Source organism: Enterococcus sp. DIV1083b (assembly GCF_051713705.1).
Taxonomy (GTDB): Bacteria; Bacillota; Bacilli; order Lactobacillales; family Enterococcaceae; genus Enterococcus_D; species Enterococcus_D casseliflavus.
In genome coordinates this window covers 343,507-368,244 of sequence record NZ_JBIOQJ010000001.1, presented here as the reverse complement: position 1 = coordinate 368,244, position 24,738 = coordinate 343,507, and the positions used below count along the sequence as shown (strand labels likewise).

Sequence of the window (24,738 nt, the reverse complement as noted above, 5' to 3'; positions counted from 1 at the left end):
ATTCATCCTTTGCTTTCTTCAAATTGGACTTCTGCTTCTAAAGGGAAATGATCGGAGGGAAAACGACGATCACAAGAATCCGTTAGACAGGCGGTTTTGACCACCGTGAAGCCTTTCGTATAGATATAATCAATTTCTTCTAGTTCTTGCCATGGTAACGTATAAATAAAATTTTGATAGGAGCCTTTTGGCCCATGATGGGGCTTTTGTCCATGTTCTTTGGCATTTTGAAAATGCTGCTCTAAGTACCGATGCACCCGCTCGGTTGGCTCCGCATTCAAGTCGCCCATTAGTAATACAGGGTAGCGTTCGATCTGATCTGCCAGCTGCTCAAAGATCACTTTCATCCCTTCAAAACGGGCCATTTCTGAAATATTATCTAAATGGGTCGTGATGACAAGAAACGGCGGATTTTTTTTTTCCTGTAAGACTGCCCAAACACATAAGCGTGAATACGCAGCTTCTGGATGAATACTTGGTTCAGTCGGTGTCAATGACAACCAAAACGAACCTGAAGCTAATAACTCGAAAGCCTCTTTTTGATAATACAGTCCGATGCCTTCGCCTAAGCCATCACCGTCACGTTCAGCCGTGACGGAAGCATACTGCGCTAACTTTGCTAAATCTGCAAATTGGCTGGGACGAGCTTCTTGGATCGCCAGAACATCCCAGTCGTAGTAATCGATCAAGGAACAGACCGCCTCCGATCGATAGTGCCATTGCCATTCTTGGTCATAGTCGGTATCGACTCGTAGATTGTAGGTTGCTACTTTCATCTGCATTCATTTCCTTTGAGTAATTTTGTGATTTGCTGCATTTCACGACGGATTTGTTTCGCTTCGCCGCCGCCATGCCCTTTATTTAAGTAAATACGCAATTCTTTCGGTCCAGGAATCTTTTTATAGGAAACGAAGAAATCTTCCATGGGACAGATGGGATCAGCACTGCCGACCGATGTATAAACAGGACCAGTTATCTGATGAGCAAAATACTTCAAATCAAAATAACTCATGACTTGATAGATCGTTTCCCGCGTTTCTGGAAATTGTTCGATATACTCTTGAATCACCTGGTAACTTCCTATTTTTTGTTCGATCCGATGGACAAGATTGGAGTGGCTTGGCACATCGGCAAACGTCGCAAAAATCGGGACGTTCGTTAATGCGTTGACCAATAAGGCGATGCCGCCTCCTTGTGAGCCGCCTCTTAAAATAATGCGCTGCGGATCGATTTCCGGTATCTGTTGAAGGACTTCTAGTGTGCGCAAACTATCTGCGACCAATCGCTTCATATAAAAATCTTCTTTTTTCAAGATGCCGCGTCCAAAAGGTGCTTCATGCTGCGTGGTTTCATAGGGAACCTGATCTTGCGTGCGTCCCCCTTGTCCGCGATTGTCGATGACAAGACAGCCGCAGTCGATCAATAACCAATGAGCAAATTGGAACGGTTCTTGCACATGATTCATATAGCCTAAAAAATCAATCACGATTGGACAATCTGCCGCTTGTTCTGGCAGCAGCAGATGCCCATAGATCGTTTCATTACCAAGACTTTGAAAAGAAATCGTAAAACAATCAATCCCTTTCAGCAAAGGCGCTTGTTTGGTTCTTTCAAAGGCTAGCGGAAGGGTGTCAAGTTCTTGTTGGACCGAAGCCCAAAAATAGGATCGATCCGTCGCTGTGGATTCAGTCATTTGTCTCTTCTCCCTTCGCTAATACTTTATTGAAAAACAACACTTGGACAAAGGCTGAGCCTGAGATCCCTAAACAAACAAATAAGAATAGGTTCACTTTGCTGCACAATACAAAGACAAGAATGGGGATCACCAATAAAATGATCGCATTCGCCGTACTGCTAAGAACCGCATACGCCGTTTCTTTTGCTGTTTCTTGCAATGATTGGGCAAACAAGCTGTACAAGAGAACGAACACGACGAGATACAGCGCAGCCAAGCTAACGAGGATCACGGCTAAAACGCCAAAGTAAGGTGTAATCATCATCAAGGAATAGATCAACCCAGCAAAGACTGCGACATACGCAATACCAAGACCTTCTAAGAAGAGCCCACGTTTGAGGTTGCTTAAGAATGCTTGCTTGTATCGTTGCCAAATTGGGACATCCCGTTCCTTGTACAATTGATCGATCGTCTGATACAGCGCGATCAATGCTGGTCCTGCGAGAATCAGCGTCATTGCTGGAATCATAAAGAGAAAGCTAACAATGATCATATCTGCTAAAAAAGCAAAGACCCGATAGTACCATCCTTCATAAGAAAATAGTCGATTCATTATGATCCTCCAATCAAAACTTGCTGATTTGTGCTGCGGGTGCTACGTAAACTTGTTTCTTGCCTTCTTGTGAATTTGGGTCGTTTCTCAACGTACAGTTTTCTGGGTTGCAGCTTGCATGTCTCACTACGTGAGCCAATCGCAGTGATTCTTTGTATGGACACTACGCTCCCTGTGGTCGCCTAGTACTTTGAAACATCAGATTTTGCGCAAAGTGCGCGCAAAACCTGTGTTTCTTTGGTTGGTCACTACGCTCCTTACAGTCGCCTAGTACTTTGAAACATCAGATTTTACGCAAAGTGCGCGCAAAACCTGTGTTTCAAAGCAAAGGAGAGGAAAGGTCTTTTTTTTGGCTTCCTTTCCTCTCCTATGGGGGTTATTTTAGTCGTTCGCGGTTTTCGGCCATTTTTTCAGTTTTAATGTCTTTGATTGCATCCCAGTTGTTTGAATCTAAGAAGCTTTCAAAGTCGGTTAGTGTGCTGTCAAATGTTCCTTCATCTTTTGAACGGATCAATGAGATGATCGTGCTGTTGATTTTGGTTTTGATGGCTGTGTTTGAACGTGCTTCAGCAGTTCCAGCATCTGGATCCGTATTTTCGATCACAAAGTGTGGATACAATTTGCCTTCGCCCCATTCTTGCATTTGAGTCAACGCATTTTCAGTTTTGACTTTCAGTGCATTGACACGGTCATTGTTAAAGTAGTTGAAACGGCTGATACCATATTTTTTGTTGTAGCCCTCGTTGTCGGTTTGTTCCATTTCTTTGATTTCTGGCAAGTAATCGATTTTGCCTTCATCGTTGTATTCATACGTCACGCCTTCAACACCGAATTTTGTCAAAATTTGTCCTGGTTCATCGATCAAGTACGTGAAGAGTTGGGTTACTTTTGCTGGATCCGCCGCATCTTTTGTGATGTAGTTGATCAACCAGCCAGAGATTCCTGTTTGGTTCAAGGTTGCTTCACGACCAGACGTGCTGGCAGGGCCATCGATTGCGATGTAACGCGTGTCAGAGTTTTTCATGAATTCGGTGAAGTTCCCACCTTGTCCGCTCGTTCCTGCTACTAAGATCGTTGCATAGTCCCCTTGTTTTACTTTTTCATCATAGGTTGGGCCGTCATCGGTAAAGCTATCATCACTGATGTTGCCGTCACGATACACTTGATTGAAGGTTTTCAACCATGAGATATATTCTTCATCTAAATTACGGTCGTAGAAAGCACCATCTTCATCTTCTAATGGAACACCTAAGAAATCTTGCAATTTATCTAAGAATGGTCCTGCTGTTTCGCCGATCGTTGTGAAGCCCATTGGTGTCAAATCAGGGAATTTCTCGCTGATTTCTTTCATGACTTTCACATAGTTTTCTGGCGTCGAAACATCTGGTTTGCCTAATGCTTCATAGACATCTTCACGGATCACAAAGTTGTCGTTGACGGGAATATTGCCGCTTTCGTAGTCTGCTGCTGTGTTGGAATAGTTTGGATAGCCATAAGTTTTGCCATCATCTAAAGCAAACCATTTGAAGGTATCTTCGGTCACGACATTCATCAAATACGGATCGTATTGTTCCGCTAAATCGTTCAATGAGTATGCCCAACTATCAGCTTTTGTGGCTGCTTGGCTGGTTTTATCCATCAACGTCACGATATCAGGCATATCACCACTTGAAATCAAAGCGTTTAATTTCGAATCATCCCCTGAAATAAATTCAATATCAATGTTCAAATCTTTTTTGATTTGGGCTGTCGTCACATCTTCACCAAATGGCAAAGCTGTCCAGTCTGAATTGATGTACCATGTGATCTTGGTTGGTTCTTCTTTGGTATCGAGTTTCCATGCTGGTGTCTTTTCATCTAACTCATACCGATCTTTGATAGAAAAATCCGAACTGCTGGCATTGTCTGAGCTGCCGCCACATGCTGCTAAGCTGAGTAATGCTGATGCTGCCAATAAACCGCCTACTACTTTTTTCATGTCTATCCCTCTTTCTATTCTTTTACTGCACCGGCCATCATACCGCCGATAAAGTGTTTTTGAAGCAATGGATATATAATTAAAATTGGCACTGTCGTGATGACGATCGTAGCCAACTGAACCCCACGGGTCGTTGCTTGGACGATAAAGTCGGTACTACCGCTTTCAGTCATCGTACTCAAGTTGGATTGGACGATGATTTCATAAATCTTCATTTGCAGCGGATAGAGATACTCTTTTGTGATATACAGTTTTGTCGTCATAAAATCGTTCCATTGGCCAACCCCGTTGAACAAGATGATGGTTGCCAAGGCCGGTTTCGTTAATGGTAAGAAGATTTTATAGAAGATTTGGAATTCACTTGCACCGTCGATCTTCGCAGATTCTTCGAGTGAAGGCGGAATCTCACGGAAAAAGTTCATTAAAATCACGACATCATAGTAGCTGAACAAGGCTGGAATAATGTAGACCCAGAAAGAATCCAGTAATCCTAGCGAGCGAATCAGCAAGTACGTTGGAATCATCCCACCACTGAAGTACATGGTGATGACCCCCATCGTTGTATAGATGTTGCGGCCGACCAAGCGTGATTTACTCAATCCGTAAGCCACGATCGCACAAAACAAGGTATGGGTCGCAGCTCCAAGAACCGTTTTTAACACTGAGATCAAGAAGGCACGGGGGATACTTGCGTCAGAAAAAACTTTCCGATAGTTTTCCCAGGTAAAGCCTTTGGGCCATAACACGAGGCCGTTGCCCGCTAATCCAGAACTAGAAGACACGGAGGAAACCAAGATATTCCAAATCGGTACGATGATCATCAATGAGAATAAAATCAAGATCACGGTATTGAAGAAGTAAAACCACGTGTTTTCTTTTGCTTTTCTTTTGATCATGTTTTTTCCTCCTATAAGATAACTGAATTGCCGTTGTTCAACTTGCGGGTCACTCGATCCGTGATCACCAATAAGATGACAGAAATGACCGCGATCCCCAAGCCGACAGCAGTTGCATAAGAGAAATCACCTTGCGTCAACCCCATTTTATAAACGAAGGAGTTGATGACTTCTGAACGGTTTTGGTTCTGTGAATTCATTAAAACTAATGTTTGATCTAGGTTTGACCCTAAGATACCGCTCACATTCAGAATCAAGTTTAAGGAGATGATCGGTGTCAGTAATGGCAATGTGATCGAACGAATCTGTCTTAGCTTGCTGGCACCATCGATTCGTGCGGCTTCATAAAACGTTGGATCGATCCGCGACATACCTGCCAAGTAAAGGATCGTTCCCCAGCCGACTTCTTTCCATAGATCAGAAAGGACCGCGATCCACCAATATTTGCTTGGATCCAATAGATGATTGACCCCTTTGTCCATCAATCCTACGGACATCAACACTTGGTTGATAAAGCCGTTCGTTGACAGCCAAGAAATCATCATCCCACCTAGCACGATCCATGAGAAAAAATGGGGAATGTATGAAACCGTTTGAATAAATTTCTTCAAGCGGCCATCTTGCATTTCAAAAATCATAATGGCTAACACAATCGGGATCGCAAAACCTAAACCTAATTTCAATAAGCTGATGGCTAACGTATTTCTAACCGCTTCCCAGAAAAAACTGTCATTCATAATGATACGGAAATTCTCTAACCCGACCCATGGTGCTGATGAAATCGTGTCAATCACCGTATAGTTTTTGAAAGCGATTATAATTCCGTAGATCGGAATATAATTAAATACGATCATAAATGCCACGCCGGGAAAAACCATCCAGTGAAGCTGCCGTTGACTATAAAACTTTTGCAGTTTACTCATACACAAAATCTCCTTCTTTCTATCCTCGCAACACTACGTATATCTCCACATTTTGGTGAAACGTTTCTACAAAAAGATTATATCCGCTGCCAATCGAAAATGCAAGCCTTTCCAATTATTTTTTTCAGCTTTTCTTTTTTCACAAATTTCGTTGGGTTCCTCACAAATAAAAAAGCTTTCATATCAGCTTTTTCAGAAGAAATCATTTTTACAAACATTTCCTTTTAATCAAATTTCACAAATATTGTATTTTTTCAACATCGATTAATTCACAGAAATCATTAAAAAATAAAAAGAAACGTTTCACCAAAAGCACAAAAAAGCAGCAACCATCGCTGATTGCTGCTTCGTTCTATTCACTTCTTTTGGGATAGCCAAAATGGTCATAGGCTAACGGCGTTGCGATCCGCCCACGCGAGGTGCGTTTCAAAAATCCTTTTTGGATCAAAAACGGTTCGTACATATCTTCCACTGTTTCGGTTTCTTCCCCGATATTGACAGCGATCGTACTTAATCCCACCGGGCCGCCTTGGTACAATTCGATCATCGTGCGGATCAATTTCTGATCGATATAATCCAAGCCAGCGTGATCGACTGCCAAAAGCGCCAATGCCTGGTCAGCAACGGTGCGATCGATCAATCCATCTGCTTGCACTTGCGCATAATCGCGAACTCGTTTAAGCAACCGGTTGGCGATCCGTGGAGTGCCTCGGGATCTGCGGGCGATTTCGATCGCCCCTTCTTCCACGATATCCGTTTCAAAGATCGACGCAGTCCTCTGCACGATCTCTTTTAAATCATGGTCTTCATAATATTGCATATGAGAAATGATCCCGAAGCGATCCCGTAGTGGCGCCGAGAGCATCCCCGCCCGCGTCGTGGCGCCGACTAAGGTAAATGGCGGGAGCGGAAAATGAACTGGGTGAGCCGTTGTCCCTTGCCCCACCATGATATCCACATAAAAATCTTCCATTGCCGAATAAAGCATTTCTTCGGCGACACGAGGCAAGCGATGGATCTCATCGATAAACAGAACATCCCCCGGCTGCAGCTCATTCAAGATCGCAATCAAATCCCCTGGTTTTTCGATCGCAGGACCGCTGGTCGTCTTGATTTGGACCTGCATCTCGTTGGCGATCACCATTGCCATCGTTGTTTTCCCTAAGCCTGGCGGACCATATAAGAGGACATGATCCAACGCTTCTTCTCGATTTTTCGCCGCTTGGATATAAATCGAAAGCTCCTGCTTGACTTTGTCTTGTCCGATATATTGGGCAAGGGTTTGCGGACGCAAGGATTTTTCGATGATCTCTTCTTGTTCAGTGCTTTCTGGCGAAACAATTCGTTCATCCATCGTCTACTTGCTCCTTACTTTTTCATCATCAATCGGAGAGCTTCCCGCAAGTACTCATCCGTCGATTTTGTGGTATTCGCCGCTAATTGTTTTTCGGCTTTCTTGACTTCTTTTTCGCTATAACCCAATGCTTTCAAGGCTTCCATTGCTTCATCTAAAGCAGTCGTTGCTACGCTTAGAGGAACGATCGCTTCTTCTCCAACCAGTTCAGCCACTTTGCCTTTCAAGTCTAGGATCATTTGCTGCGCCGTCTTTTTACCGACACCTGGGAACTTAGTCAAATAGTTGACGTCCCCATTTTCGACTGCCGTGATCAACCCTGTATGGTCTTCATTGGCCATGATTGCTAACGCACTCTTTGGTCCAATACCTGAGACACTGATCAATTTTAAAAACAACTGCTTGCCTTCGATCGTGGCAAAGCCGTAGAGACTATGAGCATCTTCACGAATCACTTGGTGCAGATAGATTTTTACTTCTTGGTTCAACTTGCCGCTAAATGAATACGGATTGCCAAAAGCGATCTGATAGCCGATGCCATGGGTCTCAACGACGATATACGCCGGAAAGATATCCGTTACTTTTCCTATGATATATTCGTACATGTGCTTTCCTTTCTGTACATATGTTCCCTTTATTGTAGCACAGACGAGAGGGCAAAAAAAGGACTGTGAACGAAGGAAAAGGCTTAGCAGGAAACAAACGGAGGAAAAACCGTTGTTTCAGTCGCATTTTTTCAAACGAGACATGCTGCTGCGTCTTTTTTTCGCACACAGTTCCTAATACTTACTCAACGAGTGATTTGAATTCGCCATAGCCTTTTTCATCCATTTCTGCTAAAGGGATGAACTTCAATGCTGCCGAGTTGATACAATAGCGCAAACCGCCTTTGTCCTGAGGACCGTCTGAAAAAACATGTCCTAAATGAGAGTCAGCTTCTTTGCTGCGGACTTCTACCCGATGCATGCCGTGAGAAAAATCGGCTTTTTCTTGAATATCTTGGCGACTGATCGGTTTCGAAAAGGACGGCCAGCCACAACCTGCGTCATATTTATCAGTAGAAGCAAACAATGGTTCTCCGTTGACGATATCAACATAGATCCCTTTTTCATAAAAATCATCATACTCGCCAGTAAAGGGGCGTTCGGTTGCATTTTCTTGGGTCACCGCATATTCGATTGGCGACAATTTTTCTTTTAATTCTTTTTTATCTGTCATTTTTTCACCTGCTTTTCCTCTAGACTCATCCTGTATGCTCTATCATGCCTTTTTTCTTAGCGAATGTAAAATGACTTGCTCAAATTGCTTAAGGGTTTTGCAGCTTTTGCCAACGAGTCGTTGGTTCCGCAAAATGGTAAAACTGCGGTTGATCTTTTGTATAGATTTCTTCGGTTAAGACAGCTTCTGGCAAATTGCCAAACAACCCAGCCGCAAAAAAATAGGTGTGTGCTTCTTTGAGGTAAAAGAACAGGCTCGAGCCGCATTGACTGCAAAATCCTCGCTGTGCCCACTCAGAAGAATCGTAACGTCGCAGCCACTTCGCTCCTTGAAGAGCTATCTGGTCCTCAGCGCATGGCGCAAGAGCAAACATCGGGCCGCCGTGAAATTTCTGACAGAGACTACAATGACAAACCGTGATTTCTTTCGCAACTCCCGTCAAGTTGATCGTGACTTTGCCGCAAAGACAACTACCAGAAACATCCATCCTTATTCCTCCTCCATAAACTCTTGCAACAACTGATAGACCGTAGTGACAGGAAACCCTACAATTGTATAAAAATCACCGTTTATCGATGAGACAAATATTTTGGCTGCCCCTTGGATCCCATAGGCGCCCGCTTTGTCTTGGTACTCATCTAAGGCAAGATACTTGTCGATCTCTTGATCCGTCAAAGGACGAAACACAACTTCCGTCGAAACCACTGCTTGGCGTTGCTGTTTGCCTTTTTGCAAAACGACGGCGGTATGCACCCAATGGGTACGTCCGCTCATTTTTCGCAACATCGACCGAGCATCTTTACGGTCGACTGGCTTTCCTAAGATTTCTTCATCCACCACGACCGTCGTATCGCTCGCGATCACCAGATCTTCAGGATTGGTTTGTGCAATAGCCGCCGCTTTTTCTGCTGCCATCCGTTGGACATAAGGGATCGCCGCTTCGTTTGGTCGGACCGACTCGTCGATATCTGCTGGTATGACCGCAAATTCCGAGACTAACTCTGCTAATAATTCTTTGCGCCGCGGCGACTGTGAAGCCAAAATAATCATTCCATGCCACTCCTTGCTCGATGAGGATCTTGAATCCGTTTGAACATCCGCTCCATGTCGCTGTTGGTGAAATGGATCAGCACCGGACGACCATGGGGACAGTTGAAGGGATTCTCGCATTTCGCTAAATCTTGCAACAAGATCCTAGCTTGTGCTTCATTCAAATAGTGATTGGCTTTGATGGATCGTTTGCAGCTCATCATGATCGCGGTTGCTTCACGAAACTTTTTGACACTGACACTTCCTGTCGTCAATAACATATCGATCATTTCGCGGATGATGGCTTCTTCTTCACCGCTAGGGTACCACGTCGGGTGCGCTCGGACGATGAAACTATTGGTCCCAAAAGATTCCAGATGGATCCCGACTTCTGCCAGCTTGTCGCTTTGTTCTTGTAATTGCAGTGCATCACTGTTGGGATAATCCAAAACGATCGGCACCAACAATTCTTGCAGGTCATTGGTCACTTCGCCGATTTTTTCGCGGTAATACTCGTATTTGATTCGTTCTTGCGCCGCATGCTGGTCGACGATATATAGCCCCGCCTCGCTTTGGGCAAACAAATAGGTCCCATGCATCTGCCCAAAATAATCCAATTGGGGAAAACGCTCCTTCGCTGGTTCTTCTTCCAGCAACCGTTCGACCGTTTTCAGGTAGTTGCGGTCATCCCCATGCATTTCAGGGTGCAGAGTCGCTTGACTTTGCAGATCTTGCGCCGTAAGCTCTGGTGTCTCATCTGGGAGAAAGGCTGGCGCTTCTGGCAGCGGCGCTTTTGTTTCCATCTGGTCTTCCACAAATGGTTTTCGGACAGGCTTATTTGGCAGCGTCTCTTCCAAACTGCGAAAGGTTTCCTCAGTTTCTTCCAACAGGTTTTCGCTAGATTCCTGTGGCATTTCTGGAAGTTTTCCACCTTCCTCCACAGGTTTTTCCACAGAGTTATCCACAGTCTGTTGATAAGTATTGCCCTGAACCTCAAATTTCCCTGTTTCGCGATTATAAGACAACCCAGAAGTCGAATTTCCTGCTGACTCCAGTTCCAAGCCAAGCTGCTGGGCTTTTGGCTGATCGGCAACTTTTTTCTTAAAACGCAGATTGTCAGCCGCGTTAGGAATCAAATTGATTTCCCGCAGCGCCTCATTGATGGCTTTACTGATTAGCTTGGTCAATTCTTCTTCTTTTGACAAACGAACTTCTTGCTTAGTCGGATGAACGTTGACATCGACTAATAAGGGGTCCATTTTGATTTCAAGGACAGCTAATGGAAAACGACCGACCATCAATTTTGATCCGTAACCAGCAACGATCGCTTTATTCAAAGCGAAGTTGCGAATATAACGACCATTGATGATCGTGGATAAATAGTTGCGGCTGGCTCGGGTGACTTCTGGCAGTGACACAAAGCCAGTGACTTTAAAGTCGAGGTCCTCAGTATCGATCGCGATCATTTTTTTGGCGGTTTCCACCCCGTAGATCCCTGCGATGGTTTGTTTTAACTGCCCACTTCCAGTGGTGCTCAACATCTTATTGCCTTCATGAACGAGACGAAAAGCCACTTCTGGGTGGCTCAGGGCGATCCGATTGACGATGTCGCCGATGTTCGCTAGTTCCGTTTGCAGCGTCTTGACATATTTCAAACGTGCCGGTGTATTGTAAAAGAGGTTTTCCACAGTGATCTTGGTTCCTTGCCGCAAGTTGGCAGGCAGATGCTCTTCAACAGCGCCGCCTTTTAAGCGCACAAAGGAGCCTTGTTGGGCGCCTTTGACTGCCGTTTCAATCGAGAGGATCGAAACCGAAGCGATACTAGGCAAAGCTTCCCCGCGAAACCCGAGGGTACGTATTCGAAACAAGTCATCCCGATTGTGGATTTTACTGGTGGCGTGGCGTTTAAAGGCAGTCAAGACATCTTCTTCTGCAATTCCTTCGCCATTATCGATGACTTGGATTTTACGCAAGCCCGCTTCTTCAATAAAAATATCGATTTGGGTACTGCCGGCATCCACGGCGTTTTCAACTAATTCTTTGACGACAGAAGCCGGTCGCTCAACGACTTCTCCTGCCGCGATTTGGTTCGCCAGACGTTCGGATAACTCTTGGATCTTTCCCATCTGCTGACCTTCTTTCTAAATTCGTTTTTGCAGCTCGTACAATGTATTCAGAGCGTCCATCGGGGTCATTTCCAACAGATTCAATTTCTTCAATTGATCGATGACGCCGATTTCTTCCGTAGATACTTCACTAAACAACGACAACTGCTGACTTTCTTCGACGACAGGTTTTGGTTGTACCGTCGGTTCATGTTCTTCCAGCGCTTTTAAGATCGTGGCTGCGCGCTGTAAGAGTGCACTTGGCAGTCCAGCGATTTTGGCTACATGGATCCCATAGCTTTTATCTGCGGGACCTTCCATCATCTTATGCAAGAAGACGACTTCGCCTTCTTTTTCAACGGCACCAACATGGACATTGCGCAAGTGCGCCAATTCCTCATCTAAAACCGTCAGCTCATGATAATGGGTGGAGAAAAGTGTTTTGGCATGAACTTCTTTGTGGATATATTCAATGATGGCTTGTGCCAATGCCATCCCATCATAGGTCGCAGTCCCACGCCCTAACTCATCAAACAAAATCAAGCTGTTAGGCGTTGCATGACGCAGCGCTTGGTTGGCTTCCATCATCTCCACCATAAACGTGCTTTGACCGGCGATCAGATCATCGCTGGCACCGATGCGAGTAAAGATCCGATCGAAAATCGGCATCTCTGCAGATTGTGCCGGTACGAAACAGCCAATCTGCGCCATAATGACTAGCAAGGCAAACTGCCGCATGTACGTACTTTTCCCAGACATATTTGGGCCTGTGATCAACAAGATCTCTGTTTCTTCATCCATCACGATACTATTTGGAATGTACTCTTGGTGACCAAGGACTTTTTCCACTACAGGATGACGGCCGTCGATGATCGATACCGCTCGTTTTTTCGCTACTGTCGGCCGCACGTATTGGTAGCGTTCCGAAACCGTGGCGAAACTTTGTAAGACATCGACCGCGCTGACGGCTTTGGCTAACTTTTGTAGACGTGTGATACTCTTTTTCACTTCTTCACGGACGTCAAGAAACAGGCGGTATTCCAAATCCACCGATTTCTCTTCGGCTTCTAAAATCAAAGTCTCCAGTTTTTTCAACTCGGGGGAAATAAACCGTTCCGCATTGGCTAACGTTTGCTTGCGCTCGTAGCGAGAGGTATCTAAATTCACTAGATTGGCTTTCGTGATCTCAATGTAATAGCCAAAGACGCGGTTGAATCCAACTTTCAGGTTTTTGACCCCCGTCGCTTGGCGTTCGTTGGCTTCTAATTCCGCCAGCCATTGCTTGCCGTTACGCATCGCTGTACGGTATTCATCTAATTGTTGATGGAACCCGTCTTTGATGATGTTGCCTTCCGTGATCTGCAACGGGGCATCTTCATCGATCGCCGCTTCGATCAGTGCAACCAAATCATCTAGGGGCGTTAATTCCAGCAGCAAGTCATTCCACTCGCCACGGTTGATGCCTTGCAGCAATTGCGCGATCAGAGGCACTTGCTCCAAAGAAGATTTCAACTGCAGCAAATCGCGGCCATTGACATTTCCGAAGGCGACCCGTCCGACTAAGCGTTCCATGTCATAGACTTTCGTCAACGCTTCTTGCAGATCTGCTCGCTCAAAGAAACTGTCCAGTAACGATTGGACCATTTCTTGGCGGGCAGTGATTTTCTTTGGCTGGATCAAGGGACGGTCCAACCATTGCTTTAACAAACGCCCCCCCATTGCGGTTTTTGTCTCGTCCAACAACCATAAAAGAGTCCCTTGTTTTTTTCCGGTTCGAATCGACTGCGTCAATTCTAAGTTGAATTTGGAATAATGATCCATTTTCAAGGCATGATCGGGCTGATATTCCACGGCTTGTTGAATATGCGCTAAACTGCGTTTTTGGGTGATCGCCAAATAACTTAGCAACTTCCCTGTGACTACTTTTTCTAACTCTTGAGAGAGAGGTTCTGTTAAAAATTGAAATTCGGCATTTTCTTCCAACGTTTCTTGCTTAGAAAACACGACATTCAAGCGATTGGTCAGTGTTGTTTGCAATGACTCAGGGATCTCGCTGCACAAAACGACTTCTTTCGTTTGCAGAGCGGCGGCCTCATTGACGACAGCTTCTTCATCTTCCAATTGCGCTGCTTTTAATTCACCGGTACTTAGATCGACATAGGCAAAGCCAAAACGCTCCCCTTGCTGCAAAACAGCTGTCAAAAAGTTGTTTTCTTTGGCGGATAGGCCTTTGCTGTCCATCACCGTTCCCGGCGTGATCAGTTGAACGACTTCGCGTTTGACCATTCCTTTGGTGGTTTTTGGATCTTCCACTTGCTCACAAATCGCTACTTTGTAGCCTTGCTCGATCAAGGTGTCGATGTAATTGCTGGCAGCGTGGTAAGGCACTCCACACATAGGGATCGGTTCCTCCGCATTTTTGTTGCGGCTGGTTAACGTCAGTTCTAAAATTTGTGCTGCCTTGACAGCATCCTCATTAAATAATTCATAGAAATCCCCTAAACGATAGAATAAAAAAGCATCTTGGTACTGAGCCTTGATGCTTAAATACTGTTCCATCATCGGGGTATTTTTAGTTTTTTGAGGCATTGGTTTCATCCTCCTCGATGGCTTTATTCATTTTCTTTTGGATCTCCGTCGTGACATATTGCAGCAATTCATCTGCTTGCAGTAACGCTTGGCGATAAGCAACCACTAAAGGATGCTGCTCGTATTCGTTTGTCAATGACGCATAACGCTGCTCGGCAGCTTTTTTTGCTTCGGGTTTCTCATACTGCTCAAATTGAACGATCTCTTTTTGCGCTTGCTTCAGCGCTTCTTCCAGCTCCAATAGCCCTTGGTTTTGCAAGGCTCGTGCTTGAATTTCTTGAAATTCTTGAACGATCGGATGATCAGACAAGAGCCTTTGCAAAGCAGCCAGCTCTTGGGCAACGTGTGGTTCCTTGGCTAATTGCTCTTCCATGCTTCTCCTATTCTGTAAACGGGCGATCTTCACTGATTTGGATCGGACGGATCGATTTTGCTTTACCAGTGGCTTCATCAATCTCAAGCAAGCAAGCCGACAAAATACTGCGGCCTTTTTCAATCACTTCAAACCGTTGCGGCAACGCCGTCAAAAATTTTTCAATGACTGGTTCGCGTTTCATCCCCAAGATCCCATCATAAGGACCAGTCATGCCGACATCTGACAAATAAGCTGTTCCTTGGGGCAAAATCCGCGCATCATTGGTCTGGACGTGGGTATGCGTGCCGACGACTGCCGAAACACGGCCATCCAAATACCAGCCCATCGCTTGTTTTTCGCTGGTGGTCTCCCCATGAAAATCCACAAAGATAAACGGTGTACGTTTGCGGGCAATCGCAACCAGTTCATCCATTTTGCGAAACGGATCATCAAGGTCTACCATGAACGAGCGAGCTTGCATGTTGATTACCGCTAATTCAATGGTGTTGACTTTCACAAATACCATGCCGACGCCCGGTGTTCCCTCTGGAAAATTGGCTGGACGAATCATTTTCTTCGCATCGCCAATAAATTCAAAAATGTCACGGTTGTCCCATGTATGATTGCCTAGTGTCACGACATCGACACCATCTTGCAAAAATTTCTTATAGATTTTACCAGTGATCCCACGACCCGCCGCCGCATTCTCGCCGTTTGCGATCGTCACCTGTGGTCGATACGCCTTTTTTAATTTTGGAAGGTACTCCGTGATCGTTTCTCTTCCTAATGAACCAACTACATCTCCAATGAATAATACCCGCACACATTTTTCCTCTTCTCTTTTAGCTTCTTTTCTATTATAAGGGTTTTGGTCCAGAAAAAAAAGGTTCTTTCACTTGCGGTTCTTCCCTGCAGCAGGACAAAAAAACACGCTAGACTCTTTCGCATCAGTCTAGCGTGTCGCTTAATTCTCTTAGGAAACAGTGGTGTCCTCTTGTCCTACGTGTTCTACGATCGCCACGATCAAATCACGGGCTTTTTCCATCGCTTCCACGGTAATAAATTCATACTGGCCATGGAAGTTTTCACCGCCGACAAATAAGTTCGGTGTTGGGATCCCTTTATAGGTGATTTTCGAGCCGTCGGTCCCGCCACGAAACGGTGCTTCGATCGGCGTCACGCCAATCGCTTGCATCCCTGCTCGGGCAGCTTCGATACTGCGGGGATCTTTCTTGATCAAATCCCCCATATTGTAATATTGGTCATACAGCGTATAGGTGATACGTTCTTGCCCATAGGCTGTGTTCAGTTCATCAATGATCCCCACGATGTTGGCTTTTCGCTGTTCAAAAAGCGTATGATCGTGATCACGAATGATATAAGAAACTTCTGCTCGACCAATATGTCCCGTCAAATTGTGCAGCAGGTAGAAGCCTTCATACCCGCGGGTGCGTTCAGGAACTTCCTCTGCTGGTAAGGCATCATCGATTTGATGCGCGATTTTCAAGGCGTTGACCAAACGACCATAGGCAGTCCCAGGATGCACACTCGTACCGTCGATCGTTATATCGATACGAGCCGCATTAAAGGTTTCATACTCCATATGGCCCACGCGACCACTGTCCATCGTGTAAGCAAATGCTACTGGAAAATCCGCCGCATCAAAGCGATCAGCGCCAGTCCCGATCTCTTCGTCAGGACCAAAAGCGACCCAGACATCGCCACGCTTATGCGCATCCATCGTTTGTAAGATCCGCAGCGCATCAATGATCTCTGCGATACCAGCTTTATCATCTGCACCCAGCAGGGTCGTTCCATCCGTTGTGATCAACGTTTCGCCGACATAGTCTTTGAGATTAGGAAATTCAGCAGTTGTCATATAAATGGCTTTTTCTTTATTTAAACAAACATCCTTGCCATCGTAATTTTCATGGATCTGCGGTTGAATATTTTCAGCTTCGAAATCTGCCGTATCTACATGGGCAATAAAGCCAATCGCCGTTTTTTCAGGATTACCAGGTAGACGTCCGATCACAAAACTATTCTTTTCATAGTAAGCAACATCCGCTAATCCCATCTCGATCAACTGATCTTTCAATAAAAGAGCCAACTCAACTTGTCCCTGCGTCGTTGGGATGGTCTGACTCGTGGCATCCGAGCGAGTATTCATTTTTGCATAGGTCAAAAAATCCTTTAAGATTGCTTTCAATTCTGCACATCCTTTTTCTTCAATTCTTCTACTATCTTTATAACGACAGGGGACGATTGTCCGTTTCGTGGATCACTTGTCGAAAATCAGCAAAGCCAGCTGCTAACCCGCGCAGCAAGATCTCTGCCGTTCCCATATTGGTGGCTAAAGGAATCTCGTACACGTCTGACAAGCGAATCAATGCCGTTACATCTGGTTCATGGGGTTGTGCGGCTAAAGGATCGCGCAAAAAGATCACCATGTCCAAGTCATCTTGCGAAATCATGGCGCCAATTTGCTGGTCTCCTCCCAGCGGCCCTGATTTGTAGCGGTGGACAGGCAACTGGGTTGCTTCTTCGATCCTCTTCCCCGTAGTTCCTGTTGCGAAAAGTTCATGCTGCGCTAAAATTTCTCGATAGGCAGTCACTAATTTTACCATTACATCCTTTTTTCGATCATGAGCAATCAATGCGATTTTCATTTGCTGCATTCCCCCTTTTTTCTATTGTACCAATTTATTTTCTTTGCGACCGAGAAAAAACAAAAAAACATAGCACAGATGCCGCAAATCGACTGTGCTATGTCTAAAGGATTCCTTTTTAAATCAGTTGTAATTCTTTCAAGGCTAACCAGATGCCATCTTCATCATTGCTAGTAGTCACCATATCTGCGACTTGTTGGATCTCAGGGACCGCATTGCCCATTGCCACACCGACACCTGCGGCAGTCAGCATCTCACGATCGTTTTGGCCATCACCAAAACAGATCACATCTTCTTGCGCTATCCCTAATTGTTCTGCGACACACAGGATCGTTGCTGCTTTGGAGCCTTCTTTTGGAACGACATCCACACTGTTTTCATGCCAACGTACAAAACGCAGTTTGCTGTATTTCTCGTCAAAGAAATGCTCATACTCTTTTCCGTAAAAAGCCAATGCTTGATAGACTTCTTTTTCTTCAGGAAAGTCCATGTCCAACTCAGGAAGTTGGGCGCCAAAGGAATGCATCGCTGCTTCCATTTTAGCAATATCCAACGAAGACGCTCGTTTCGCTGTATCCATCCCGACAAAGGCCGTATCGATCCCAAGCTCTTGGGCTTCTGCCACGAAAGCAGCCAATTGCGTTTCATCGAGCAAATTTTTATACACCTGCTGATGCGAAAGAAAGGCGGCTGCCCCATTACATAAAATGTAATTATCAAAGGACAACGAACGAATAATGTCTTGGGCGTGAAAACGACTGCGCCCAGTGGCAACGGTCACGAAATGGCCAGCATCTCGCAGAAGATCAAGGGCTTTTAGCGTACTGTCTAGTGGCTGTTTGTTCGAGTCAAGCAAGGTTCCATCAATATCAAAGGCAAAGAATTTCCGATTCATAAAAGGTTAAGGCTCGCTTTCTATTAAGAAGTAACTAAGATTTTGGTCTTGGTTGCGGTCATTTTTACAAAAAACAGCAAGAAAAACCGTACATACTTATTCTTAACACAAATGACCGCTGATTTCAACGCTCCGTTAAGGGATGATAGCTTCTTCCTAGAGAAATGTTAGAGAAAAGAAAAAAAGAAGCATCGCTGCTTCTTTTTGTAGGTTCTGATTAGTCGACATAGGTCGATTTTGAGTTGTTCAACCATGCATAGCCAAGTCCCATGACCAAGCCACCGCCGATATAGTTACCGATAAAGGCAAAAACTAAATTATGGATCACACTGCCGACAGTCATGCCTGCCAAGTGTCCGCCTGAAGCCCAAAAAGCTAAGGTAAACGCTGGGAAGTTAGCGATGACGTGTTCGAAGCCTAAGAAAGCAAAGATAAAGATGATGAAAATGATTGCTGCGACTTTTCCAGCATCGTCTTTCATCCGCATGCTTACCAACACGGCTGTGTTTACCACGATATTAGCGAACATCGCTTCCACTAAAATTTGGATAGTGGATTTTTCTAATTTTGCAGTGATCGAGGTCAGCATAAAGTTGTCTGCGGTCAGCCCTTGAAAAGGTCCCGTTAGCGCAACGATCGAGCCGAAGATCACCCCGCCGATCAAGTTGAACAAGACACACGTAAGCAAAATTTTCAATGCCAAAGGAATACTTAGACGTTTACGGTAAACCCCAACAGTCATATACAACATATTCGATGTTCCTAATTCTGCGTTCATATAAAGAATCATGACTAAAGACCAGCTAAACATAAATGCATACAAAATTTTTCCTAACCCGTGAACCATTGATTCACCTTTCATAGCGATCGCAAAAGCAATAGCTGTTCCGAGGGTCAAGAATAAACAAGCCATCATCGCACGTACAGCGTAACGCAAATAACTACTCTTGATCAAATCGATTTTCTTTTCTATGGATGAATCGATCTTCTCAAATAATGGGGATACTGGATTCATTTTTCTACTCCTTTTATGAAAAATTTTACTTCGTTATAATTTGCACAATACTTCCATATTCTAATGACGAAATGCTGATTTGTAAAGAGATATTTGAAAATATAAGTAATTAATGAAAAATTTCAAGCTTTGTTTTCATCAAATCCAAAGCCAGCTCCATCTTGACTTTTGCCCCTAGTTTGTCGTATACTATTCCTTGTGTAAAATAATGCAGCAGGAAAATAACAGCTCGTCACCAGTTCGTTGCCCCTCGGGTGCAATTGCGTAACCGCGGCTGCAAAGGTGAAGATTGAAGAACGAACTGCACGAATGTGAGTTTTTCAACGGATTATTTTACTCCAAACTATTTTATTGGAGGAACTAAATTATGTCTCGTTATACAGGACCATCATGGAAAATTTCTCGTCGTTTAGGAATTTCTTTATCAGAAACTGGAAAAGAATTGGCACGTCGCCCTTACGCTCCAGGTCAACACGGACCAAACAGCCGTGGCAAAAAATCAGAATACGGTATGCAATTAACTGAAAAACAAAAATTGCGTCATATGTATGGCATGAACGAACGTCAATTCCGTACATTGTTTATCAAAGCAAGCAAAATCAAAGAAGGTAAACACGGTGTTAACTTCATGATCTTGCTAGAACAACGCTTAGATAACGTTGTTTACCGTCTAGGTTTAGCAACTACTCGTCGTCAAGCACGTCAATTAGTAAACCACGGTCACGTTTTAGTTGATGGCAAACGCGTTGATATCCCTTCATACCACGTTGAAGTTGGACAAGTCATCAGCGTTCGTGAAAAATCACAAAACATCTCAACAATCAAAGAAGCAGTTGAAGCAACAGCTGGCCGCGCGTCATTTGTAAGCTTTGACAGCGAAAAATTAGAAGGTTCATTAACTCGTTTACCTGAGCGTGATGAATTGTCTGCAGAAGTTGACGAAGCACTAGTCGTTGAATTCTACAACCAAAAACTTTAAGATTTCAAACGACACGATTCCTTTTTGGAATCGTGTTTTTTTGTGGACTCAACGGATTTACGGATCCTTTAAGAAGACCCTTAAAAAATACCAAAAAAACCGACAATGATACATCGCTGTATTCATTTGCCGGTTTTGTTCCTATTTTAGATAAAGTTCGCAACAGATTCGCCTTCTTCTTGCTTTTGGCGATAATTAAACATGAGCAGCTCTGTTTGGCGACGTTTGAAAATGATCTTTCGTAAGTTTCGTGGCACGAATTTACGAATGTCTTCTTCATTGTACCCCACTTGGAGCTTGTTCTCATCTAAGATAATTGGTCGTTTCAATAAGTTCGGGTATTTTTCGATCAATGAAAGTAACTCTTCTAGCTTCAACTCTTCTAAATCAATGTCTAGCTTTTGGTACACTTTCGAACGAGTAGATATAATGTCTTCCGTTCCATTTTTCGTTAAAGAAAGAATCTCCATTAGTTCATCACTATTTAATGGATCGCTAAAAATGTTTCTCTCTTTAAATGGTAGTTCATTTTCGGTCAACCATGCACGGGCTTTACGACATGACGTACAGCTGGGTGTTGTATATAGTGATATCATTTGTTCATTCTTCCTTTCTCTTTAATGTACTTCGATTTTTTGTCTGGTGCTCAACCTTCGATTTGATCGATCGTTTCCTGTTTGACGATATCGGCGATTCGAATATTGATCTCTTTGACTTTCAAAGAAGTCAAGCGGCTAATTTCTTCTAAGACCACTTCTTGGACTTGCGCAAAGAGTTTGGGGATATCTTTGCCGTAAGCCACGATTACTTCCAAATCAACTGCAACCTCTTCTTTGCCAACTTCCACATCAATGCCAGAAGCGACTTGCGGCTGTTCTTCAAGGTTTTCGGTCATATCTGAAAGAAATCTGCCATTTACACTAATCAAGCCATCAATTGACTGCAAAGCGACACCAACAATTGTTTCAATGACTTTCTCTTCAAAGGACAGTGGACTTGCTTGCGCTGCTTCATTAGACACATTCGTTGTTTGCTGATCGTCAGTCATTTTTCACACTCCTTGGTTAAATAAGAAAGGATACTAGAGACATCGCAAAGTCGCATACACGACCTTGTCTAAAGTGGACATTCCTCTTGGGAATTTTTTTCCCTACCTTTCTAGCATAAATTCTTTTTGTTTTTTTTACAAAGAAAAACACTTGTTTTCGGAATAAATTTATCGTGCAAGATAAAATGAATGCGCTAAAAAAATCTCAAAGCATAATTTTCCTGAAATGATTCGTTTTTCTTGACAAAAAAAAAGAAAGCATCTACAACGCTCTCTTTTTTTCGTGTTATTTTGACAAAACTTCCAACGGATCAATCAGTTGGTGTCGCGCTAAACTTGGTGAAAGACTGACTTCAAAATGCAAGTGCGGGCCTGTACTGTTCCCCGTACTTCCCATAGAAGCAATCACCTCGCCTTGTTCGACCGTTTGACCGACTTCCACTAAATTGCGATGATTGTGGGCATACAATGTCGTCAGCCCATCTTTGTGCTCGATGGCAACATAATTTCCCCATGAAGAATGATATTCTGAGCGGATCACCGTTCCTGAAAGACTAGCCATGATTGGCGTTCCTTGTGGTGCGGCGAAGTCCACTCCACGATGAAACCCATTGCCTCGCGGACCAAAGACAGAGGAGACAACTGGATTGCTGACAGGATAGATCATCTTTTCGCTGCCTGTCGGTAATTCTGGTTTCTCTTTGTCATAACTCGTCAGGGCATACGCTTCGATCAGCGCATTCAGCTTCTCATTGTATTGTGTATCTGATGCATAACGTCCGGTCAGATATTCCGTGGCGTCTTCATAAGATTCCGTTTCTGATTTCCAAACACCTTTATAAAAATTCGGATTGTGGTCCAATCCTTCTTTTAACAATTTCGCATAATCTTTCAAAGAAGATTCGATGCTGTCATATTGGCGAAAAGTGGCATGAACTGTGTATAAATTACCAGAACCATCGTCTTCTTGTGTTTGGAAGGAAATCCCATTCCCTTCATAAAGTCCCTTAATACCAAATAAGTTATAAAAAGGCTCCTGGCTCAGACGGCTTCTTCCGCTGCCAGACTCTAAAATCGCTTGGGCAATCATGACCGATGCGTAAAGATCTTCTTCTTGTCCAACTTTACGAGCATCTTCTCCAATCTCCATAATAAAGTCCCACGTTTCTTTGACTGGCGTGACTTCAAATTTTGCTGGCTCATCTTCTTGCGGCGGCGTTACCGTCAACTCTGGTACATTCGGTACTTCTTTGATGTCAGGCGAAGGCTGGCTTGGTGTTGATTCTGGCTCGGGATTTGGTGTTGTCTCTGGTTCTGGTTCTGGATTTGGTTCTGGATTTGGTTCTGGTTCTTCTGGTTCTGGCGCCGGCTCAGGTGTTGGTTCTGGTTCTGGATTCGGCTCAGGATCAGGATTTGGTGTCGGCTCTTCTGGTTCTGGTGTTGGTTCTGGTGTCGGGGTTGGTTCTGGTTCTGGCAAAGGTTCTGGTGTTGGCTGTTCAGGAGCAGGTGTTGACTCTCCTGGAACTACTTCGCCGTTTTCTCCTGGTACCGTTGCGGCATCTTCAGGGACCAAGCCCATGGTTGGCCCGTTCACTCCCGGAACCGTTGACTCAGCTGTATTTTGACCTGCAGTAGACTCGTTCGTCAAAACAGATGCCGCAGCCGATACTGGCAGCATTGTTGAAAATTGACTGGTAATAATGGCAATCGCCATCCATTTTTTTATTTTCATTCGTGAACTTTCCTCCTTTATTCCTCCCTCTATCATACAAAAAATGCAAGAAACTTTGTAATCAATTTTTGCATTCCTATATGAAAAACGAGAAAAACTTGATTTTTCTAATGAACGAATGAACCAAGCCATTCATTTGCTCTCTAGTAAAAATACGCAAAAACGGCTCAATTCTCCTCTTTTCGAGTGTCCAAAACAAAAACAGCAGCGAGCTTCCTCCCTGCTGTTTTGATCTATCTTGACTCTATATCGATATATTCCCGATCATTTGACACTTCTTTGTAGGCGGGACGCATGATTTTTTGTGCGTTGACCAGCTCTTCGATCCGATGGGCGGACCAGCCGACGATCCGCGCGATAGCAAACATTGGTGTATACAGTTCTTCTGGTAGATCCAACATGTTATAAACAAACCCGCTGAAAAAGTCGATATTGGCACTGACTCCTTTGTAGATTTTGCGCTTTTCATTGATGACTTGAGGAGCAATACGTTCGACCATCGTATACAATTGATATTCTTGCCAAGCTTCTGATCCTTTTTCTTGGGCCAGTTTTGCCACATAATTTTTAAAAATCGCCGCACGGGGATCGTTGTCGCTGTATACCGCGTGGCCCATGCCATAAATCAATCCTTTACGGTCAAACGCTTCTTTATCTAAGACTGCTTCCAAATAGCTGCGGATCGCCTGTTCATCGGTAAGGTCAGCAACGTTGCGCTTCAAATCTCCCATCATTTCCGTCACTTTGATATTAGCACCACCATGTTTAGGCCCTTTCAAAGAACCTAGCGCTGCAGCAATCGTTGAATAGGTATCCGTCCCACTGGAGGTAACGACTCGTGTCGTAAAGGTCGAATTATTCCCGCCGCCATGTTCCATATGCAAAACCAGTGCCATATCCAATGTTTGGGCTTCTTGGAAGCTATATTCTTTCGTTGGACGTAGCATAGTCAAAATCGTTTCAGCTGTACTCAACTCTTCGGTCGGACGGTGGATATACATACTCTCCCCTTGATTGTAATGATTGTAGGCATGATAGCCGTAGATTGCCAAGAGCGGAAAGACACTGATCAGCATCAGACTTTGTTCCAATACATTTTCAATGCTGATGTCATCTGCTTGTGGATCGTAACTTGCCAGTGTCAAGATACTGCGAGATAAGCTATTCATGATATCAGAAGAAGGTGCTTTCATAATGACGTCACGAACAAAATTGGTCGGCAATGTACGTTTTTCTGCTAATAGGCAATGAAAGGCCGCAAGTTCTGTTTTGTTTGGCAGTTCGCCGAAAAGTAATAAATATGCAACCTCTTCAAAGCCAAAGCGTTTTTCATTGACGAACCCTGCAACTAACTCGTTGATGTCAATTCCGCGATAACGCAGCTCGCCACAAGCTTCAATTGGCTTGCCAGCAATGATTTTTTCTGGATAAATGGTTGAGATCGTCGTAAGCCCTGCTAAGACCCCCGTGCCATTTAAATCCCTCAGTCCACGTTTCACATCATATTCTGAATAAAGATTCACATCTATCAAATTGTATTTCTGACATTGCGATGCAAGATAGGACATCTTCTCTTTCTTTTCTAATCTTTCCACGGTGATGTTACCTCCAATCTTTCTACAAACTATCGATTATAATGTTATTTAACCGTATACAAACATCGTT

At 44.2% G+C, this 24,738-nt stretch carries 24 protein-coding genes; 1 reads left to right on the top strand and 23 read right to left on the bottom strand.

What is annotated here, in order from left to right:
- Window positions 1-2: 2 nt before the first annotated feature.
- The 19 genes from IGI69_RS01745 to IGI69_RS01655 all read right to left on the bottom strand — a co-directional run bounded on the left by IGI69_RS01745 (window position 3) and on the right by IGI69_RS01655 (window position 19,314).
- Complete coding sequence (locus IGI69_RS01745; protein WP_438739482.1) at window positions 3-782, bottom strand: endonuclease/exonuclease/phosphatase family protein; 780 nt, start codon at window positions 780-782, stop codon at window positions 3-5.
- Window positions 773-1,693, bottom strand: coding sequence for an acetylxylan esterase (locus IGI69_RS01740; RefSeq protein WP_438739480.1), 921 nt, complete (start codon window positions 1,691-1,693; stop codon window positions 773-775). Before IGI69_RS01740 ends, IGI69_RS01745 begins: the two co-directional genes overlap by 10 nt.
- Window positions 1,686-2,288: a DUF624 domain-containing protein gene (locus IGI69_RS01735; RefSeq protein WP_096742130.1), complete on the bottom strand. Its 603-nt coding sequence runs from the start codon at window positions 2,286-2,288 to the stop codon at window positions 1,686-1,688. The genes IGI69_RS01740 and IGI69_RS01735 overlap by 8 nt, the downstream gene beginning before the upstream one ends.
- A 376-nt stretch (window positions 2,289-2,664) precedes the next feature.
- On the bottom strand, window positions 2,665-4,266 hold the full coding sequence (locus IGI69_RS01730; protein ID WP_005227174.1) for a sugar ABC transporter substrate-binding protein: 1,602 nt from the start codon (window positions 4,264-4,266) through the stop codon (window positions 2,665-2,667).
- A 14-nt stretch (window positions 4,267-4,280) separates the two neighbouring features.
- Complete coding sequence (locus IGI69_RS01725) at window positions 4,281-5,162, bottom strand: carbohydrate ABC transporter permease (protein WP_005227173.1); 882 nt, start codon at window positions 5,160-5,162, stop codon at window positions 4,281-4,283.
- Between the two features lie 11 nt (window positions 5,163-5,173).
- Window positions 5,174-6,085 (bottom strand): ABC transporter permease, encoded by a 912-nt coding sequence (locus tag IGI69_RS01720; RefSeq protein WP_005232388.1) that lies wholly within the window; start codon window positions 6,083-6,085, stop codon window positions 5,174-5,176.
- A gap of 352 nt (window positions 6,086-6,437) precedes the next feature.
- Window positions 6,438-7,439: a Holliday junction branch migration DNA helicase RuvB gene (gene ruvB / locus IGI69_RS01715; protein ID WP_142966933.1), complete on the bottom strand. Its 1,002-nt coding sequence runs from the start codon at window positions 7,437-7,439 to the stop codon at window positions 6,438-6,440.
- 14 nt (window positions 7,440-7,453) lie between these two features.
- Entirely contained in the window at window positions 7,454-8,044 is a 591-nt protein-coding gene (gene ruvA / locus IGI69_RS01710) for a Holliday junction branch migration protein RuvA (RefSeq protein ID WP_005232405.1), read from the bottom strand.
- Window positions 8,045-8,225: 181 nt separating this feature from the next.
- Window positions 8,226-8,657, bottom strand: a complete 432-nt coding sequence (gene msrB, locus IGI69_RS01705; RefSeq protein WP_008376288.1) for a peptide-methionine (R)-S-oxide reductase MsrB — start codon at window positions 8,655-8,657, stop codon at window positions 8,226-8,228.
- 88 nt (window positions 8,658-8,745) lie between these two features.
- Window positions 8,746-9,144 (bottom strand): GFA family protein, encoded by a 399-nt coding sequence (locus IGI69_RS01700; RefSeq protein WP_438739477.1) that lies wholly within the window; start codon window positions 9,142-9,144, stop codon window positions 8,746-8,748.
- A gap of 2 nt (window positions 9,145-9,146) precedes the next feature.
- Window positions 9,147-9,707, bottom strand: coding sequence for a Maf family protein (locus IGI69_RS01695; protein WP_438739475.1), 561 nt, complete (start codon window positions 9,705-9,707; stop codon window positions 9,147-9,149).
- The gene (gene mutL, locus IGI69_RS01690) at window positions 9,704-11,812 is read right to left on the bottom strand and encodes a DNA mismatch repair endonuclease MutL (RefSeq protein ID WP_438739473.1); all 2,109 of its coding nucleotides are present in this window, start codon (window positions 11,810-11,812) and stop codon (window positions 9,704-9,706) included. Before mutL ends, IGI69_RS01695 begins: the two co-directional genes overlap by 4 nt.
- Window positions 11,813-11,827: 15 nt before the next feature.
- Complete coding sequence (mutS, locus tag IGI69_RS01685) at window positions 11,828-14,380, bottom strand: DNA mismatch repair protein MutS (RefSeq protein WP_010748644.1); 2,553 nt, start codon at window positions 14,378-14,380, stop codon at window positions 11,828-11,830.
- Window positions 14,364-14,753 carry a YlbF family regulator gene (locus IGI69_RS01680; RefSeq protein ID WP_438739471.1) on the bottom strand — a complete coding sequence of 130 codons (390 nt, stop codon included), beginning with the start codon at window positions 14,751-14,753 and terminating at the stop codon, window positions 14,364-14,366. Before IGI69_RS01680 ends, mutS begins: the two co-directional genes overlap by 17 nt.
- Before the next feature lie 7 nt (window positions 14,754-14,760).
- Entirely contained in the window at window positions 14,761-15,558 is a 798-nt protein-coding gene (locus IGI69_RS01675) for a TIGR00282 family metallophosphoesterase (RefSeq protein ID WP_010748642.1), read from the bottom strand.
- A 150-nt stretch (window positions 15,559-15,708) separates the two neighbouring features.
- Window positions 15,709-16,944, bottom strand: a complete 1,236-nt coding sequence (gene pepT, locus IGI69_RS01670; RefSeq protein ID WP_005227162.1) for a peptidase T — start codon at window positions 16,942-16,944, stop codon at window positions 15,709-15,711.
- Window positions 16,945-16,981: 37 nt separating this feature from the next.
- Window positions 16,982-17,404, bottom strand: coding sequence for a methylglyoxal synthase (locus tag IGI69_RS01665; RefSeq protein WP_008376307.1), 423 nt, complete (start codon window positions 17,402-17,404; stop codon window positions 16,982-16,984).
- 118 nt (window positions 17,405-17,522) lie between these two features.
- Complete coding sequence (locus IGI69_RS01660) at window positions 17,523-18,299, bottom strand: Cof-type HAD-IIB family hydrolase (protein ID WP_221692593.1); 777 nt, start codon at window positions 18,297-18,299, stop codon at window positions 17,523-17,525.
- 217 nt (window positions 18,300-18,516) lie between these two features.
- Window positions 18,517-19,314, bottom strand: a complete 798-nt coding sequence (locus tag IGI69_RS01655; protein ID WP_005227159.1) for a formate/nitrite transporter family protein — start codon at window positions 19,312-19,314, stop codon at window positions 18,517-18,519.
- A gap of 367 nt (window positions 19,315-19,681) precedes the next feature.
- Here IGI69_RS01655 and rpsD point away from each other — a divergent pair, with 367 nt between their 5' ends.
- Complete coding sequence (gene rpsD / locus IGI69_RS01650; protein ID WP_005227158.1) at window positions 19,682-20,293, top strand: 30S ribosomal protein S4; 612 nt, start codon at window positions 19,682-19,684, stop codon at window positions 20,291-20,293.
- Window positions 20,294-20,439: 146 nt separating this feature from the next.
- Here rpsD and spx read toward each other — a convergent pair whose 3' ends face one another.
- From spx to IGI69_RS01630, 4 genes are all read right to left on the bottom strand, one after another.
- Window positions 20,440-20,889: a transcriptional regulator Spx gene (gene spx, locus IGI69_RS01645; protein WP_010748641.1), complete on the bottom strand. Its 450-nt coding sequence runs from the start codon at window positions 20,887-20,889 to the stop codon at window positions 20,440-20,442.
- Between the two features lie 50 nt (window positions 20,890-20,939).
- Window positions 20,940-21,341 (bottom strand): Asp23/Gls24 family envelope stress response protein, encoded by a 402-nt coding sequence (locus IGI69_RS01640; protein ID WP_005227156.1) that lies wholly within the window; start codon window positions 21,339-21,341, stop codon window positions 20,940-20,942.
- A gap of 286 nt (window positions 21,342-21,627) precedes the next feature.
- On the bottom strand, window positions 21,628-23,073 hold the full coding sequence (locus tag IGI69_RS01635) for a peptidoglycan DD-metalloendopeptidase family protein (protein ID WP_338400948.1): 1,446 nt from the start codon (window positions 23,071-23,073) through the stop codon (window positions 21,628-21,630).
- A 233-nt stretch (window positions 23,074-23,306) separates the two neighbouring features.
- A complete protein-coding gene (locus IGI69_RS01630) occupies window positions 23,307-24,668 on the bottom strand; it encodes a citrate/2-methylcitrate synthase (RefSeq protein WP_010748638.1) in 1,362 nt (453 codons plus the stop codon).
- Window positions 24,669-24,738 lie beyond the last annotated feature (70 nt).

Excerpts from the sequence above, each read along its gene's own strand:
- spx (WP_010748641.1), bottom strand. The coding sequence starts at position 20,889 with ATGATATCACTATATACAACACCCAGCTGTACGTCATGTCGTAAAGCC.
- mutS (WP_010748644.1), bottom strand. The coding sequence starts at position 14,380 with ATGCCTCAAAAAACTAAAAATACCCCGATGATGGAACAGTATTTAAGC.
- IGI69_RS01700 (WP_438739477.1), bottom strand. The coding sequence starts at position 9,144 with ATGGATGTTTCTGGTAGTTGTCTTTGCGGCAAAGTCACGATCAACTTG.
- ruvA (WP_005232405.1), bottom strand. The coding sequence starts at position 8,044 with ATGTACGAATATATCATAGGAAAAGTAACGGATATCTTTCCGGCGTAT.
- mutL (WP_438739473.1), bottom strand. The coding sequence starts at position 11,812 with ATGGGAAAGATCCAAGAGTTATCCGAACGTCTGGCGAACCAAATCGCG.
- IGI69_RS01665 (WP_008376307.1), bottom strand. The coding sequence starts at position 17,404 with ATGAAAATCGCATTGATTGCTCATGATCGAAAAAAGGATGTAATGGTA.
- ruvB (WP_142966933.1), bottom strand. The coding sequence starts at position 7,439 with ATGGATGAACGAATTGTTTCGCCAGAAAGCACTGAACAAGAAGAGATC.
- msrB (WP_008376288.1), bottom strand. The coding sequence starts at position 8,657 with ATGACAGATAAAAAAGAATTAAAAGAAAAATTGTCGCCAATCGAATAT.
- rpsD (WP_005227158.1), top strand. The coding sequence starts at position 19,682 with ATGTCTCGTTATACAGGACCATCATGGAAAATTTCTCGTCGTTTAGGA.
- IGI69_RS01720 (WP_005232388.1), bottom strand. The coding sequence starts at position 6,085 with ATGAGTAAACTGCAAAAGTTTTATAGTCAACGGCAGCTTCACTGGATG.
- IGI69_RS01730 (WP_005227174.1), bottom strand. The coding sequence starts at position 4,266 with ATGAAAAAAGTAGTAGGCGGTTTATTGGCAGCATCAGCATTACTCAGC.
- IGI69_RS01680 (WP_438739471.1), bottom strand. The coding sequence starts at position 14,753 with ATGGAAGAGCAATTAGCCAAGGAACCACACGTTGCCCAAGAGCTGGCT.
- IGI69_RS01660 (WP_221692593.1), bottom strand. The coding sequence starts at position 18,299 with ATGAATCGGAAATTCTTTGCCTTTGATATTGATGGAACCTTGCTTGAC.
- IGI69_RS01635 (WP_338400948.1), bottom strand. The coding sequence starts at position 23,073 with ATGAAAATAAAAAAATGGATGGCGATTGCCATTATTACCAGTCAATTT.
- IGI69_RS01640 (WP_005227156.1), bottom strand. The coding sequence starts at position 21,341 with ATGACTGACGATCAGCAAACAACGAATGTGTCTAATGAAGCAGCGCAA.
- IGI69_RS01745 (WP_438739482.1), bottom strand. The coding sequence starts at position 782 with ATGCAGATGAAAGTAGCAACCTACAATCTACGAGTCGATACCGACTAT.
- IGI69_RS01655 (WP_005227159.1), bottom strand. The coding sequence starts at position 19,314 with ATGAATCCAGTATCCCCATTATTTGAGAAGATCGATTCATCCATAGAA.
- IGI69_RS01740 (WP_438739480.1), bottom strand. The coding sequence starts at position 1,693 with ATGACTGAATCCACAGCGACGGATCGATCCTATTTTTGGGCTTCGGTC.
- IGI69_RS01695 (WP_438739475.1), bottom strand. The coding sequence starts at position 9,707 with ATGATTATTTTGGCTTCACAGTCGCCGCGGCGCAAAGAATTATTAGCA.
- IGI69_RS01725 (WP_005227173.1), bottom strand. The coding sequence starts at position 5,162 with ATGATCAAAAGAAAAGCAAAAGAAAACACGTGGTTTTACTTCTTCAAT.
- IGI69_RS01735 (WP_096742130.1), bottom strand. The coding sequence starts at position 2,288 with ATGAATCGACTATTTTCTTATGAAGGATGGTACTATCGGGTCTTTGCT.